General features: G+C 41.8%; 14 protein-coding genes. 4 read left to right on the forward strand and 10 right to left on the reverse strand.

Annotation, left to right across the window (positions count from 1 at the left end):
• Nucleotides 1-41: 41 nt before the first annotated feature.
• From feoB to PGY05_RS14270, 8 genes are all read right to left on the reverse strand, one after another.
• The gene (feoB, locus tag PGY05_RS14235; protein WP_270476187.1) at nt 42-2,387 is read right to left on the reverse strand and encodes a ferrous iron transport protein B; all 2,346 of its coding nucleotides are present in this window, start codon (nt 2,385-2,387) and stop codon (nt 42-44) included.
• 128 nt (nt 2,388-2,515) lie between these two features.
• Nucleotides 2,516-3,217: a response regulator gene (locus tag PGY05_RS14240; RefSeq protein WP_173690322.1), complete on the reverse strand. Its 702-nt coding sequence runs from the start codon at nt 3,215-3,217 to the stop codon at nt 2,516-2,518.
• Nucleotides 3,207-4,274, reverse strand: coding sequence for a sensor histidine kinase (locus PGY05_RS14245; RefSeq protein ID WP_242856267.1), 1,068 nt, complete (start codon nt 4,272-4,274; stop codon nt 3,207-3,209). Before PGY05_RS14245 ends, PGY05_RS14240 begins: the two co-directional genes overlap by 11 nt.
• 20 nt (nt 4,275-4,294) lie before the next feature.
• Complete coding sequence (locus PGY05_RS14250) at nt 4,295-4,948, reverse strand: potassium channel family protein (RefSeq protein ID WP_055158396.1); 654 nt, start codon at nt 4,946-4,948, stop codon at nt 4,295-4,297.
• A gap of 16 nt (nt 4,949-4,964) precedes the next feature.
• Entirely contained in the window at nt 4,965-6,305 is a 1,341-nt protein-coding gene (locus PGY05_RS14255; protein ID WP_055158398.1) for a TrkH family potassium uptake protein, read from the reverse strand.
• Nucleotides 6,302-6,460, reverse strand: coding sequence for a hypothetical protein (locus PGY05_RS14260; RefSeq protein WP_008374277.1), 159 nt, complete (start codon nt 6,458-6,460; stop codon nt 6,302-6,304). The genes PGY05_RS14255 and PGY05_RS14260 overlap by 4 nt, the downstream gene beginning before the upstream one ends.
• Nucleotides 6,461-6,743: 283 nt before the next feature.
• A complete protein-coding gene (locus tag PGY05_RS14265) occupies nt 6,744-7,328 on the reverse strand; it encodes a 50S ribosomal protein L25 (protein WP_008374273.1) in 585 nt (194 codons plus the stop codon).
• A 328-nt stretch (nt 7,329-7,656) separates the two neighbouring features.
• Nucleotides 7,657-8,244 (reverse strand): ATP-binding protein, encoded by a 588-nt coding sequence (locus PGY05_RS14270; RefSeq protein WP_055261398.1) that lies wholly within the window; start codon nt 8,242-8,244, stop codon nt 7,657-7,659.
• Between the two features lie 65 nt (nt 8,245-8,309).
• Between PGY05_RS14270 and pepT the strand changes: the two genes are divergently transcribed.
• Complete coding sequence (gene pepT, locus PGY05_RS14275) at nt 8,310-9,530, forward strand: peptidase T (protein WP_173686910.1); 1,221 nt, start codon at nt 8,310-8,312, stop codon at nt 9,528-9,530.
• Between the two features lie 104 nt (nt 9,531-9,634).
• Here pepT and PGY05_RS14280 read toward each other — a convergent pair whose 3' ends face one another.
• Nucleotides 9,635-10,570, reverse strand: a complete 936-nt coding sequence (locus PGY05_RS14280; RefSeq protein WP_055158404.1) for a D-2-hydroxyacid dehydrogenase — start codon at nt 10,568-10,570, stop codon at nt 9,635-9,637.
• A gap of 242 nt (nt 10,571-10,812) precedes the next feature.
• Here PGY05_RS14280 and PGY05_RS14285 point away from each other — a divergent pair, with 242 nt between their 5' ends.
• Nucleotides 10,813-11,676 carry a YitT family protein gene (locus tag PGY05_RS14285; protein WP_022220861.1) on the forward strand — a complete coding sequence of 288 codons (864 nt, stop codon included), beginning with the start codon at nt 10,813-10,815 and terminating at the stop codon, nt 11,674-11,676.
• 205 nt (nt 11,677-11,881) lie between these two features.
• Here PGY05_RS14285 and PGY05_RS14290 read toward each other — a convergent pair whose 3' ends face one another.
• Nucleotides 11,882-13,432: an L-glutamate gamma-semialdehyde dehydrogenase gene (locus PGY05_RS14290; RefSeq protein ID WP_008374262.1), complete on the reverse strand. Its 1,551-nt coding sequence runs from the start codon at nt 13,430-13,432 to the stop codon at nt 11,882-11,884.
• Nucleotides 13,433-13,718: 286 nt separating this feature from the next.
• Between PGY05_RS14290 and PGY05_RS14295 the strand changes: the two genes are divergently transcribed.
• On the forward strand, nt 13,719-14,162 hold the full coding sequence (locus PGY05_RS14295) for a MarR family winged helix-turn-helix transcriptional regulator (RefSeq protein ID WP_270476188.1): 444 nt from the start codon (nt 13,719-13,721) through the stop codon (nt 14,160-14,162).
• Nucleotides 14,163-14,164: 2 nt separating this feature from the next.
• Entirely contained in the window at nt 14,165-15,529 is a 1,365-nt protein-coding gene (locus PGY05_RS14300; protein ID WP_022220860.1) for an MATE family efflux transporter, read from the forward strand.
• Nucleotides 15,530-15,750: the final 221 nt, after the last annotated feature.

Consider the following 15,750-nt stretch of genomic DNA (forward strand, 5'->3'; position numbering starts at 1 on the left):
AACTTCTGGAAGCAGTTTTCCTGTTTCCAGAAGTTTTTGTTTTAAAACAAACATACAATTCCATGCACAATAAATGCAGCAACCCATGCAATCACGCACTGAAAGATCACAACACCGATCGCCCATTTACCACCAAGTTCTCTTTTAATAGAAGCAATCGCTGCCACACACGGTGTATACAAAAGACAGAAAATCAAAAGTGCTGCTGCACCGGCTGTATTTATCACCGCTGTCAGTGCTGCTGTTGACCCAAACAAAATCGAAAGAGTGGAGACGACACTCTCTTTTGCCATAAATCCGGAAATCAGTGCCGTTGATATTCTCCAATCACCGAATCCAAGTGGAATGAATACAGGTGCGATCATACCTGCTACCGTTGCAAGGATACTTGTCTGTGAATCTGTCACCATATTCAGATGCAGATCAAAGCTCTGCAGGAACCAGATCACGATCGTTGCACCAAAAATAACGGTAAATGCTCTCTGCAGGAAGTCCTTTGCTTTTTCCCAGAGAAGCTGACCAACATTTTTTGCTCCCGGCATACGATAATTCGGAAGCTCCATAACAAACGGAATAGGTTCTCCTTTGAACATCGTCCCTTTCATTGCAAGTGCAGTAAGGATTCCCATCAGGATTCCGAAGAAATAGAGACCAATCATTACAATTGCACCCTTCCCCGGGAAAAACGCCGCTGTAAAGAATGCATAGATCGGAAGTTTTGCTGAACAACTCATAAACGGAGTCAGCATAATCGTCATTTTACGATCACGCTCTGAAGAAAGTGTCCGGCTCGCCATAACTCCCGGTACTGTACATCCAAATCCGATCAGCATCGGTACAATACTTCTTCCGGAAAGACCAATCTTTCGCAAAAGTTTATCCATAATAAACGCAACCCTTGCCATATATCCACTGTCCTCCAGCATCGAAAGGAAAAAGAACAGTGTAACAATGATCGGCAGGAAACTCAGCACGCTTCCAACCCCCTGAAAGATTCCATCTACAATCAGTGACTTTAATACGCCATTGACTCCTGCCGCATCCAGTGCCTGACTGCAGGCTACAATCACCTGGTCAATTCCCTGTTGCAGAAGATCCTGCAAAAATGCTCCAATCACATTAAATGTGAGCCAGAATACCAGTCCCATAATTGCGATAAATGCCGGAATCCCGGTATATTTTCCTGTCAGAATCTGATCAATCTTCCTGCTTCGCACCCGCTCCCTGCTCTCATGTGGCTTTAAGACCGTATCTTCACAGGCACGCTGGATATAGTTAAAACGCATTCCCGCTACTGCCGATGAACGGTCTACCTTGCATTCTTCTTCCATCTGCAGATTGATATGTTCCAGAAGTTCCTTTTCATTCTGGCTCAGCTTTAATTTTTCCAGGACAAGCTCATCATTCTCTGCCAGTTTACTTGCTGCAAATCTGACCGGGATCCCTGCTTCCTTTGCATGATCTTCAATCAGATGCATGATCGCATGAATGCATCTGTGAACCGCACTTTCCTGACCTTCAGCAGAGCAAAAATCCACTTCCTCCGGTGCTTCCTGATATTTTGCGACATGCAGTGCATGTTCTACCAGTTCGGCAATTCCTTCTCCCTTTGCTGCCGAGATTGGTACAACCGGTACTCCGAGAAATGCTTCCAGCTCATTCACACGCACAGAACCTCCGTTCACACGCATCTCATCCATCATATTCAGCGCAACAACCATTGGGATCTCAAGTTCCATAAGCTGCATCGTCAGATACATATTCCGTTCAATATTGGTTGCATCTACAATATTGATGATTCCTTTCGGTTTATCCTGAAGCAGAAATTCTCTTGTAACAATTTCCTCACTGCTATACGGAGACATAGAATAAATTCCCGGAAGATCGGTAATACGGGTATTGGGATGTTCCTTGATCACACCGTCTTTTCTGTCAACCGTAACACCTGGGAAATTTCCCACATGCTGATTCGATCCGGTCAGCTGGTTGAACAGCGTTGTTTTTCCACAATTCTGATTTCCAACCAATGCAAACGTAAGTGTCGTATTCTCCGGTAACGGATGCTCTGTTTTCTTCTCATGAAAAATGCCTGCTTCTCCATACCCCGGATGCTGTGCATCTCCTAACGGTTGTCTGCCTTCCTTCTTCTTATAATGTGGCTCATGGGCCGGCGTAATTTCAATCTGTCCGGCATCCTCCAGACGGATCGTAAGTTCATAACCATGGATCCTGATCTCAACCGGATCCCCCATCGGCGCATACTTTACAATCGTTACTTCTGTTCCCTGGATCAATCCCATATCCAGAAAATGCTGCCTGAGTGCACCATTTCCTCCTACGGAAAGAATCGTAGCTGTCTTTCCGACTTGTAATTCTTTTAATGTCATTCCTCTATCTGTCTCCTTTGGCAAAACCATTTATTGATAATTTATATCATTATCATATCAGTCCTGTAGGTAGTCATTCAAGAATAACATTCGTTTTTTCTAACTAATTTCATCGTCTGCAAATTGTTTTATTCCGTAGCCTCTCTAAACCGGTACCCTACTCCGATTTCTGTCAGAATAAATCTGCAATTTCCGGGATCCTTTTCTATCTTCCTTCGCAGTGCTGCCATAAATACCCTCAGGTTGGCTGCTTCTACTCCCTGTGCACTGCCCCAGATCTGACCGAGAATATAATTATGTGTCAGTACCTTTCCCCTGTTGTCGATCAATAGTTTCAAAATTTTATATTCCATCGGAGTCAGATGAACTGCTTTCCCATCTATCGATACCTGATGTTTTTCCCAGTCCACTTTCAGATAATCACACTGAAAGATTTTTTCTTTCTTTTCCTCCGGAATCTGGTTACTCTTTCTGAGCGCCACACGGATTCTGGCCAGCAGTTCGCCCATATAAAACGGTTTTGTCACATAATCATCTGCCCCCAGATCCAGTGCCTGTATTTTTTCTTCCTCTTCCTGTCTTGCACTGACCACAATGATCGGTATCTTCGAGATTTCTCTTACATTTTTTATAATCTCAATCCCGTCACCATCCGGAAGTCCAAGATCCAGAATGATCATATCTGGTCTGTTTGCATAGAACAGTGCATTTGCTTCTCCACATGTCTTCGCAATCACATAATCATAGTCTTCTTTCTTAAGACTCATCGAGATAAAGTTAATAATATATTTATCGTCTTCCACAATTAAAATTTTATGCTTATCTGCCATCTGTACTTACCTGCCTTGCCTCCAACCAGAACATGAACCTTGCTCCGCCTTCTTTTCTGTTCTCTGCACAAATATTTCCACCATGTGCATTTACTACCGCTTTACATATAGCCAATCCCAGTCCGATTCCTCTTTGTCTGTCCCCTTTTTCGTCTGACCTTGTAACAAATTCGTCAAAAATATTTTCTTTCAGATCTTCCTGAATCCCGTCTCCGTCATCTTCTACACTGATCCACACTTTCCCTGCATCATATCTGGCTTCTATACAGATCCATCCATTTTCCCCTGTATGCTTCATCGCATTATCCAGAAGATTGACCAGCACCTGGACCATCAGTTTTCCATCTACATTTACAACAATCAGCTCCGACGGAAGTTTAATTTCAAACCTCCTCTTTTCCCGGAGTCCTATGATATGTGATACGGCTTCATAGATCAGATCATCCACTACTTCCTGGTTTTTCCGGATCTCAAATTCTTCACTTTCCAGCTTTGTCATATTCAAAATATTTTCCATCAGGCGCATCAGCCATACAGACTGCTCCTGTATCTCTCCTGCCAGTTCCTTTCTGACTCTGGCATCCAACTCATCCGCCTCTTTTAAGAGTCCTGCAGCTCCCATAATTCCGGTCAAAGGTGTCCTGAAATCATGGGATATACTTCTCAGCATATTGCTTTTCAGCTTTTCTCTTTCCATCTGTGCCCTTGTTTCCTCTGCAATACGCACCTGATTATGAAATCGTACCATAATACTTGCAGAAATGAATCCTGTGATAAGGAAAAATACCAGACGTACCACATCATTCTGATCCGTCATCGCAAATGTATGCACCGGCACTGTAAAAAAATAATTAAACAGCAACACACTGCATACAGAAGCCATCATTCCATACAGATAACCGGTAGTTGTAACTGTTATGACCAGTACACCCACAATATAGATCATCAGAATATTTTCTTTTCGAATTCCATAACTCTGGAGAAAAAAAGACAAAAATGTTGCAACCGCCATGATCGCAATCGACTGCACCATATATTTTACTCTCTTTTTTGTCATTTTCTTTCCCCCATCATTCATCATTTTATACTTGCAAGCAGACGGTCAATATCCTTTGTAAGACCTACTACAAGCAGATGATCCTTCTCATGCATCACATAATCCGCTCTCGGAAGGACCACCAGCTCTGTATTTTTCTTTATTCCAAATACAGTTATATGATAGTTTGCCCTTATATCCGCTTCTTCTATCGTCCGCCCGATCCATGCAGCCTTCGGCTGGATTTCAAAAATCGAATAATCCTTACTGAGTTCAAAATAGTCAAAAACATGATTTGCACTGTATTTTACAGCCAGTCGCTCTGCAATATCCCGATCCGGATAAAAAACTTCATCCGCTCCATTTCTCAATAAGAATTTTGCATGGATATCCCTGTTTGCCTTACTGACAACATGTTTAGCTCCAAGCTCTTTTACCAGGCTTGTTATCTCCAGACTGCTCTGGAAATTTGATCCGATGCACACAAAGCAAAGATCGAAATTTCCTACTCCAAGACTTCTTAATACTTCTTCATTTGTACAGTCCCCTACCCGTACTGCTGTTGCGTATTCCAACAAATCCGGTGTCTTTTTTTCATCTTTATCGATGACCATTACCTCATTTCCCCGATTTGCCATATCCATACACAGATGATGGCCAAATCTTCCAAGTCCAATAATCAATACTGATTTCATTTTTCTACTCCTTATTCTATCCTATCGTAATTTCTTCTACCGGTTTCCGGATCGGTGCTTCATGTCTGTGCCCTTTCAATGAAAGCGCAAATGTCAGACTTCCTATTCTTCCGCAAAACATCAGAAATACCAGCATCATTCTTGATGCCATGCATACATCTCTTGTGATTCCCGCAGACATTCCCACTGTTCCCATTGCAGAAAAGACTTCAAACATCACATCCGCCAAAGAAAACGGCTGCATAATTTCCATGAAGATCGTTCCTGTTAGTATAAGGAACAAATTCGTACACATTACAACACTGGCCTTTCTGATCGCAGTTTCATCCAGTCTTCTGTTAAATACATTACAACCGGCTGCTTCCATCAGATTTGCACGCACAAATACAATAAGAACCACTACGGTTGTCGTCTTAATTCCACCTGCTGTAGATCCCGGGCTTCCTCCTATGAACATCAGAATCATAGTAACAAGTTTACTGCCTTCCGTCAACGCTCCTGTATCGGTTGTATTAAATCCTGCCGTTCTGGCTGTCACCGAGTGAAATAAAGAACAGAGTATCTGTTCTTTCACAGGCATCCCTGCCAGTACATTATTTTTTTCCAGTATCAGGAATAAAACTGCTCCTCCTATAATCAGAAAACCTGTTGTTGATAATACAATCTTTGTATGCAGATGATATTTTTTCCATTGAAATTTTTTCACAGACAGATCATCCCACACCAAAAAACCGATTCCACCGATTATAATCAGCAGCATGATCACTGTATTTACCAGCCAGTCATCCGAATATCTGATCAGTGACTGATAGGCACCATTTTCTCCCATAAGGTCAAACCCGGCGTTGCAAAAGGCTGATATAGAATGAAAGATCCCGTACCAGATTCCTCTTCCTATTCCGAATTCCGGAATAAACCGGATCATCAGCAATACAGCTCCAATGCTTTCAAAAAAAAGTGTTCCTTTTATAATCTTCTTCGTAAGCTTTACAATTCCACCAATTTGAATACTATTGATACTCTCCTGCAAAATTCCACGGACTTTAAGCCCTATCTTTCTTCTTAACAGAATCGCCACACAGACACCAATTGTCATAAATCCCATACCGCCGATCTGGATCAGGATCAAAATGATAAGCTGTCCAAAAAAAGACCAGTGCAGATATGTATCCTGTACAACCAGCCCAGTCACACAGGATGCGGATGTCGAGGTAAATAATGCATCTGCAAAAGATGTCATATTTCCATCCCTTGATGAAACCGGAAGCATTAAGAGAATACTTCCCAAAAGGATCAACAACAAATACCCGACAACAATCATCTGTGTCTGTGTCATCTTTTTATATATTACTGTCATTTGTTTCGTTTCCTTTCTCCTCTATATCTTTCTTCCTCTCTCTCTTTTTTATCCTTCTTCAGAAAAATGTCGAGTTCACGCATCAGATGCAATCCGGCGATCAGCAGAAAGCTCAGGATCCCTGTAAATAAAATAATACTCTCAATCTCGAACATAACCTTTCCTTCCTCTCACTGTTTTTCCTCTCCTGTTTTGTAAATCAATGATAGTATTTTTAGTATAAAGATTGTATAAAGATTCCTGATTTTATGTAAATATTCCGTTATGATTTCCTGCTGAAAAATGGGATTAGGAATTTCATTAAATAGAAAGAATGTGCATCTCCGGCACGCAGTGCCTTTTGTTTCATAGGAAGTTCCTTCGGGATTTTCTATGAAGCAAAAAACGGGCACTTTGCAGTTCTTTCTGCAAAGCGTCCGCCTTTTTTACAAAATCTTTTTATTCAACTGCTGCTTCTTCCTCATCTGTTTCCGGAACATCATTATGAACGGCAGCCACACCTGCTACATCTGCTTCCGGATCTGTGATCAGTTTGACATCTTTATCCTTTGCGATGTCAAGGTCTTTGACTTTAATGGTTTCTCCAACCTTCAAATCTCCAACATCAACAATTACTTTTTCAACAAGTGCAGATGGAAGTGCTTTGTATTCAATTTCATCAAGCAGTTCCTCCACAACACCTGTGACAACCTTTGACTGATTGTGGATCACAACTTCTGCTACAGAATGTACCATTTCTCCACTTACCAGTGCCTGAAAATCTATTTCAAGTACTTTTGAACCCATAGAATCATAATCGACTTCTTTTACCAGCACATCCATCTGCTCTCCGTCCAAATCCAACATGATCTGGCTTCCTTTGCCATTAGCTTTCAGGAACTTTTCCGCTTCTTTCTGTGTCATCTGTACCGGAATGGAGCCTTCAATCTCACGTCCGAATACATTGCCGGTTACATAACCTTCTCTTCTGAGTTTTTTGGCTTTTGTCTGCATGTTTCTTTTTTCAGCTTTTAAAGTATTCATTTATCTTTTCCTCCAATCACTGACTTCTGGTAAAGTACCTATTTCCTTGTTACAGCTGTATTATAACACTCATGGATTATCAAGATTAACCAAAATCGCATCTTTTTTGATCAATATTTTTGCTGTTTTTCAAACTTTTTTCTTTGTTTTGTGCAATTTTTTATTTTTCAGTCCTTATAGATTTCCATAATTTTTCATATTTTCAGCTTTTTATTGTTCCAGATATTCTTTGATCCTGTCGATATTATACAAAGGAATATTTGTCATCCATTCCTGTTCCCGGTAATCTGACATTGACGTTCTTACGGCATATTTAGGCTTATATTTTTCACAGAACGCTTTCAGGCTTTTTGCCCTCAAATTTTCCTCCGCTTTCACTTCCAACGGAATAATCGAAGTTCTTCCCTGCTCTTTGTACCTTATGAATCAGTCCACAGTCTAAAAGCCATTGTATTGCCAGCTCAAAATCTTTTGCCCTTGATCCTTTTCTCACCTGTCCATAGATATATTTTTTATTTTTCTTCGCCAGCTGCATCGGAATCGAATTCCATACAAGATTCAGTCTTGGAACCAATGAAGTCTCGGCGTGTTTTGAAAAATCCTGTTGATAATAATTCAACAGGTTCTTCTGTATCTCTCTGACCTGATTAAAATCCTTCGTTTCTACATACGTCTGTACTACTTCCGGCATGCCACCTACATAATAATATTCGCGTAATCGGTCTATATATTTAGATTTGAATGTTGTCACCATATCGGTATCCGTTCCCTGAAGAATATTTACGAAGCGTTCCTCTCCTAATGCGCACAAAAATTCCTGAAATGTCAATGGATAAAGATCCATAAACTCTACCTTTCCGACCGGAAAAGAAGTTCCTTTATGCAATGCCACACCCAAAAGAGAACCTGCTGCCACAATTGCATATTCACCTGCAAAATGCTATACTCGGATAAGAAATGTTAATGAAAAGAGGTTTGATTATGAGAGCATATGAACGACTTTTAAATTATGTAGTAGTCCGTACTCCAAGTGATGAACACAGTACGACTTCTCCTTCTTCCCAGTGTCAGTTCGACCTGGCACGTATTCTGGCAGATGAGATGACTGCCCTCGGGATTTCTGACGTAAGTCTGGATGAATTCTGCTATGTATATGGAAAGATTCCTGCCACACCGGGATATGAGAATAAACCATCTATCGGATTTATCGCACACATGGATACCGTTTCCGATTACTGTGACCATGACATCATCCCGGTCGTACACAAGAACTACGATGGCGGTGATCTGCCGCTTGGCACAAGTGGACGTACCCTTACCGTAAAAGTTTTCCCGCATCTTCCATCTCTTGCCGGACGCACCCTGATCACAACAGACGGTACAACTGTTCTTGGTGCCGATGATAAAGCCGGAGTTGCCGAGATCATGACCATGGCCGAAGCACTGATCAAAGAAAATATTCCTCATGGACCGGTCTCAATCGCTTTTACACCAGATGAAGAAGTCGGTGGTGGAACTGATCATTTTAATGTGGAAAAATTTGGTGCACAGTTTGCCTACACTCTGGATGGCGATACCGAAGGAGAAATTCAGTATGAAAACTTCAATGCATGCAAGGCAGATTTTGAAATTACCGGCTTTGCTGTGCATCCGGGTTCCAGCAAGGATACGATGATCAATGCGTGCCTGGTTGCTGCTGAAATCAATAACATGCTCCCAGGACTTGAAATCCCGCGTGAAACGGAGGATTATGAAGGATTCTACCATCTGACCGGTATGAGTGGAGATGTGGCAAAAGCAGAGCTTCATTATATTGTAAGAGATCATGACAAGAATCTGTTTGAAGCCAGAAAAGAAACTCTTCGCCATATCGAAAAAAATCTCAATGAAAAATGGGGAGAAGGCACTGTGAAGCTTATGATTACTGACCAGTACCAGAATATGGCTGAGATTATTGCCGGATGCATGCATCTGATTGAGAATGCAAAGAAAGCCTGTGAAAATGCGGGTGTTGCACCGCTTGTGCTTCCGATCCGTGGCGGCACAGACGGATGCCAGCTCAGCTTTATGGGACTTCCTTGCCCGAACCTTGGAACAGGGGGACATGCATTCCATGGACCATATGAACACATCACGGCAGAGGGAATGGACAAGGCTGTGGATATCGCAGTTGAGCTTGTGAAATTATACGCGGAGATGTAAAGGGTTGTATTTCGTCTTTAATCCGATTTAACAAGTAAACAAATATTTTAAGCAAAACCGGAGTTGACGCATATCACTAAAATCTATGCGACAACTCCGGTTTCTTAAATTTGAAAATATTCTTTTATCTGTCCCAGTATTATCCCCATCAGCTTTGTCCTTGCTTCTACACTCGCCCATGCTACATGTGGTGTAATCAGCAGTTTTTTGCTGTCTTTTATTTTTCGCAGCGGATTCGTCTCACTCATCGGCTCCTGACAAAGTACGTCAAGTCCGGCTGCAGCTATCTCGTCATTTTCCAGTGCCTCATACAGATCCTGCTCGATTACGATCGGACCACGTCCGAGATTCAGGAAAATACAGGTTTTTTTCATTTTTGCAAATGCTGCTTTATCCATTAAGCCCTCTGTATGTTCATTTAACGGTGCATGAATGGATATAATGTCAGATTTTGCAAGCAATGTATCCAGATCTACCTGTTCGTAACCTTCCTGCGCCGAACGCCCTGATGCAGAGTAATAAATAATCTGTGCTCCAAATGCTTTTGCGATATCCGCAACTCTCCGTCCAATTGTTCCCAGACCTATGATCCCCCACGTTTTGCCACTGATCTCCGTAAAATGCTCTGCAAAATGCGTAAATATTGTATCATTGATGTAACGCTCTTCTTTTACATAATCATCGTAATAACGTATCTTTTCCAGCAGATAGAGAAGCATTGCAAAAGTGTGCTGTGCCACCGTTTCTGTCGAATAGCCAGCTACATTTCTCCATGCAACTCCTCTTTTTTCCAGATATTCTTTATCCAAATTGTTGGTCCCCGTTGCCGTCACACATACCAGCTTTAAATTCTCTGCTTTTCCAATCGTCTGTTCATTGACCTGTACTTTATTTAAAATAATCACATCTGCATCCTGAACTCTTTCCGGTACTTCTTCTGATGTAGAAAAATCGTATTTTACGACTTCACCTAACCTGTCAAATCCAGAAAGATCAATATCTTCTCCAATTGTTTTTACATCCAAAAAAACTATTTTCATAATCTGTTCCTCACTTTATCACTGTAATTTGCAACTTTTTCTGTTCATTATCATAACAAATTTATTTTACGAATACAACCTAAACAACCGTTGACATCCTTATCCTATGGCGCGTATACTAAAGAAATGAAGAGCATTTGCGATTATATCCAGATATAATTAGCAGGTGTTTTTTTTGGTCTTTCTGGCAAGCCTTTGCTTTTTATAAATCACATTCCATCAACATCAAGGAGGTTATTATCATGAATCAGAACAAAGCTTTGGAACTTACAAAAGATATCGCAACTGACATTATCGGAGGAATCCTGATCGCTGTCGGTGTCTATAATTTTGCTGCCGCCGCAAAATTTCCGATGGTAGGGGTAAACGGAATCGCCCTGATCTTTTACCAGTTGTTTGGACTGCCGATCGGTACTGTTGCCTTGATCCTTAACATCCCGATCGCCATCTGTTGTTTTCGGCTTCTGGGACGCAGATTTTTCCTGAATTCAGTCCGGACGATCATTATTACTTCCATAATCATGGACGTGATCGCACCGCTGTTCCCGGTTTATCAGGGTGACAGACTTCTTTCTGCCATCTGCTGCGGTGTCCTTTCCGGACTTGGTTATGCAATGATCTATATGCGTGATTCTTCAACCGGCGGCTCTGACTTTATCATGATGTCGATCAAAGCACTGAACCCTCACCTTTCCCTTGGAAATATTGCATTTGCACTGGATGCAGTAATTGTGATCCTCGGAACCGTAATTGTATCCCGTGACGTGGACAGTCTGATCTACGGTCTGATCGTCAGCTATCTGCTCTCTCTTGTTATGGATAAAGTTATGTACGGAATTGATGAAGGAAAGCTTGCCCTGATCGTAACCGATCCCGAGCACAGCACTGAAATCTGCTTTAAAATCGATGAGGTTCTCGGACGCGGCTCTACAATTTTAAATGGTATGGGAAGTTATTCCAAAGATGATAAGCACATCATAATGTGCGCCTGCAACAATAAGCAGATGTACGGAATCCGCAAGCTGATCAAAACGATTGATCCAAAGTCCTTCCTTGTAATCATGGAATCGAATGATGTAGTGGGTGAAGGATTTAAAGATGAGTAAATTGCGGTCAGCTTTTTCAGACAGCTAAGCAAATCATCCGTATCACTTGTTGGACACTTTGCATCAAAAATAGAATTTCTGATAATAAAAACCGGAGGCTCATGTGTCTTTTTACACAAGCCTCCGGTTTTTCTATAATCTGCCAAGCCAATACTTCGCTTTTATACACACTCTGATTCCCTGTCCTTTTTAAGTCCGGCTCTTCCTATGAATTCAGATCTTCTGTGATTGATTTAAGGTTCATGAAGTTTGTCAGATAATCTGCTGTACCAGTCTTCGCATCTGTTCCGGACATGTTAAATCCACCAAATGGATGCTGAAGTACAACTGCTGCTGTAGATTTTCTGTTAAAGTATAAGTTACCTACCTGGAATTCTACTTTTGCTCTCTGGATATTTTCACGTGTCTCACTGTATACAGATCCTGTCAGACCATATTCTGTCTGGTTTGCTACATCAAGTGCTTCATCAAAAGAATCTACTTTGATAACAGCAAGGACTGGTCCAAAGATTTCTTCATTGGCAATTCTTGCATCTCTCTTGATATCGCGGATTACAGTAGGATCAATATAATATCCTTCTGCGTCACTGTATGTACCACCGAATACAACATTTCCTTCTTTACGTCCGATCTCGATGTAATTGGTAATGCTGTTATAAGCGCCCTGGTTGATAACCGGTCCCATCGCTGCATTGCTTTCGCCCGATCCCTGGTTCGCCTTCAGTTCTGCTGCGCATTTTACAACTTCATCTACAAACTCATCATATACATCTGCCAGAACAATTGCTCTTGAGCATGCAGAGCATTTCTGTCCCTGGAATGTAAATGCAGAGCTTGCAACTCCATTTGCTGCTTTCTTGATGTCTGCTGTTGAATCTACGATAATTGCATTCTTTCCACCCATCTCAGCCACAACACGTTTGATCCATCTCTGTCCGTCAGCGATCTTGGCTGCATGTTCATTGATTCTGCATCCAACTGCTTTTGATCCTGTGAAGTTTACAAATCTTGTAAGCGGATGTTCTACGATGAAGTCACCAATCTCTGATCCTGATCCAGGAATGTAACTTACTACGTCAGCCGGAATACCGGCTTTCTGGCAGAGTTCTACGAATTTGTATGCAACGATCGGAGCGTCTGAAGATGGTTTGCAGCAGATCGTGTTACCGGTAACAACTGCAGATACGATCATTCCACCAAACAGTGAGAGTGGAAAGTTCCATGGAGAAACAGCCACACCTACACCGAGCGGGATGTAAACGCATTTTGTAAGTTCATCTGTAGGAACCAGCTCTTTTCCTTTTTCCAGATTCTGGATATGCATTACATAAGAATTGATAAAGTCAAGCTGTTCGCAAAGTTCTCCGTCAGCTTCTCCCCAGTTCTTTCCACTTTCAAGGACATTCCATGCATCCATGATGAAACGGTTCTCGATCAGAAGTGCTGCAAGTCTTCTTAATACACGTACTCTTTCTTCTACAGATGTCAGGCTCCATTTTTTGAATGCTTCGTAAGATGCCTTGATTGCCTCATCAGCCTGTTCTTTGCTGCATGAGCATGCATATCCGAGTACTTCCTTTGTAGCCGGTGATACAGAAGCGATCTTCTTTTCTGTCTCAACTTTTTTTCCACCGATGATCAGCGGGTAAACAGCACCTGCTTCTGCATGAGCCTGTTTGAATGCTTCTTCTATTTTCTTTTTATTTTCTTCCAATGTGAAATCAACTTCTACTGCGTTTTTAAATCCTGTAAGCATGTACTTATGTCCTCCTTGAACTATGGTCTATAAATTGTTTATTATTGTAACAGCAAATTTTCTCCACGTCAATATGTTAAAGTAAAAAAATGTATTTTCGTATACAATTATACCGTTTATATTTAACAAATAACTTGCATATTTTCGTTCTATTGACATTTTATCTCAATTGATATAAGATATTATTTAAATGGTTCTTTTTAGAACCATTTTTTTCAAGTGACTGCGCTCGGCGCGAGAATGTGTCAAGGCACATTCTTTTTTATTAAAAAACGGAGGTGTATGGATGAACATTACATATCTGCTTGTATTAATGCAGCGAATTGGTAAAATGCATGAACAGAAGTTGAAAGAATTATGCCGCCAGTATGATCTCTCGCTGATCGAGGCTAAGATCATTGCTTTCTTACATAATAACCCCACAAAAGATACCGCAGGTGATATCGCCGAGCTACGGATGCTCTCTAAAGGGAATGTATCCCAGGCAGTTGATCTTTTATGTCAGAAGGGGCTTCTTTCAAAAACAGCAGACCAGACGGATCGCAGGAAAACGCATCTTTCCCTGCTGCCATCATGCGAAAATATTACCGGAGCAATCGACACGTTCCAGTCTGCTTTTTACCACAATCTGTTTGACGGATTTTCATTAGAAGAATTCCAGATGTTCGCCTCGCTGAATGAACGTCTGGCATCCAACGTAGCAACTATTTATCACAAAGGAGATTATTAGACATGAACAAAGACAAAGATTTTCTGGGTACTGAACCCGTCGGAAAGCTGATGTTCCGGCTGGCGCTTCCGACGATCACCGCACAGCTCATCAATATGCTGTACAACATTATTGACCGTATTTACATCGGACACATTCCTGGTAATGGGGCACTTGCCCTTACCGGAGTCGGCGTATGTATGCCACTGATTATGATCATTTCCGCTTTTGCCGCACTGGTTGGAGGCGGTGGTGCACCGCATGCTTCGATTGCAATGGGAAAAAATGATCTTAATACTGCAGAACATATTCTGGGTAACTGCTTTTTCCTGCAGATTCTGATTTCTATAATCCTGACAGTCATCCTGCTGTTTGGTAACCGTACTTTTCTTCTTGCCTTCGGTGCCAGTGAAAATACAATTGAATACGCTGTAAATTATATGAACATTTACGCTGTCGGCACTATTTTCGTCCAGCTTACCCTTGGCATGAATATGTTTATCACCACACAGGGCTTTGCCAAAACAGGTATGCTCTCTGTTCTGATCGGAGCAGTGATGAACATTGTTCTGGATCCGCTGTTTATCTTTGCATTCCATCTGGGTGTCAGAGGTGCTGCGCTTGCCACAATTCTGTCACAGGCAGTCTCCTGCATCTGGGTTCTTTCTTTCCTTTGCGGAAAAAAGACGATCCTGCACATCCGGAAAAAGAATCTCATCCTGAAACCGGAGATTATTCTTCCTTGTGTCGCTCTCGGGCTTGCCACATTTATCATGCAGGCTAGTGAGAGTATCATCTCTGTATGTTTCAACTCTTCTCTGCTGAAATATGGAGGAGATATCGCAGTTGGTGCCATGACGATCCTTACCAGTGTCATGCAGTTCGCAATGCTGCCACTGCAGGGTCTTGGACAGGGTGCACAACCAGTCCTGAGCTATAATTACGGTGCAAAAAACAGAGATCGTGTAAAAAAAGCTTTCAGGCTTCTTTTAACAGCAAGCCTCTGTTATTCCACAATTCTGTGGGCATTTATTATGCTCTTCCCTCAGGTGTTTGCAGAAATGTTTACTTCCGATTCTGCACTGCTTGGTTTTACTAAATCAGCACTCCGGATTTACTGTGCCTGCCTGCTGCTTTTCGGAATCCAGATCGCATGCCAGATGGCATTTACATCATTCGGAAAAGCAAAGGCTTCGATTGCTGTCGCTGTTACACGTAAATTTATCCTGTTGCTGCCACTAATCTATCTGCTGCCGCATATTCTGACCGGTAACAAGACCAATGCAGTGTATATGGCTGAACCGATTGCAGACTTCCTGGCTGTATCCTTCACGACGGTTTTGTTTACGTTTCAGTTTAGGAAAGTGTTGAAAGAACTTGAGGGGTAGTCGCAAGAGGGCATAAAAAATAATCCCTGGTAGCTGCTAAGTTGCACGAACCATTCCAACGAGCCTTTCAAAGCATCAATTGTGTCAGCAATGGCTTCCACAATTGATTAAGTCTCGTTTCCATCGTGCAAAGACGCATCTACCAGGGATTATTTTTTATTTACGTTGTTGACTGAGTTTTACTTCTTTGACTGGGTGTTGAACTGGAGCCGTAAATCATT

Source organism: Coprococcus sp. AF51-11b1 (genome assembly GCF_027682785.1).
Taxonomy (GTDB): Bacteria; Bacillota; Clostridia; order Lachnospirales; family Lachnospiraceae; genus Allocoprococcus; species Allocoprococcus comes.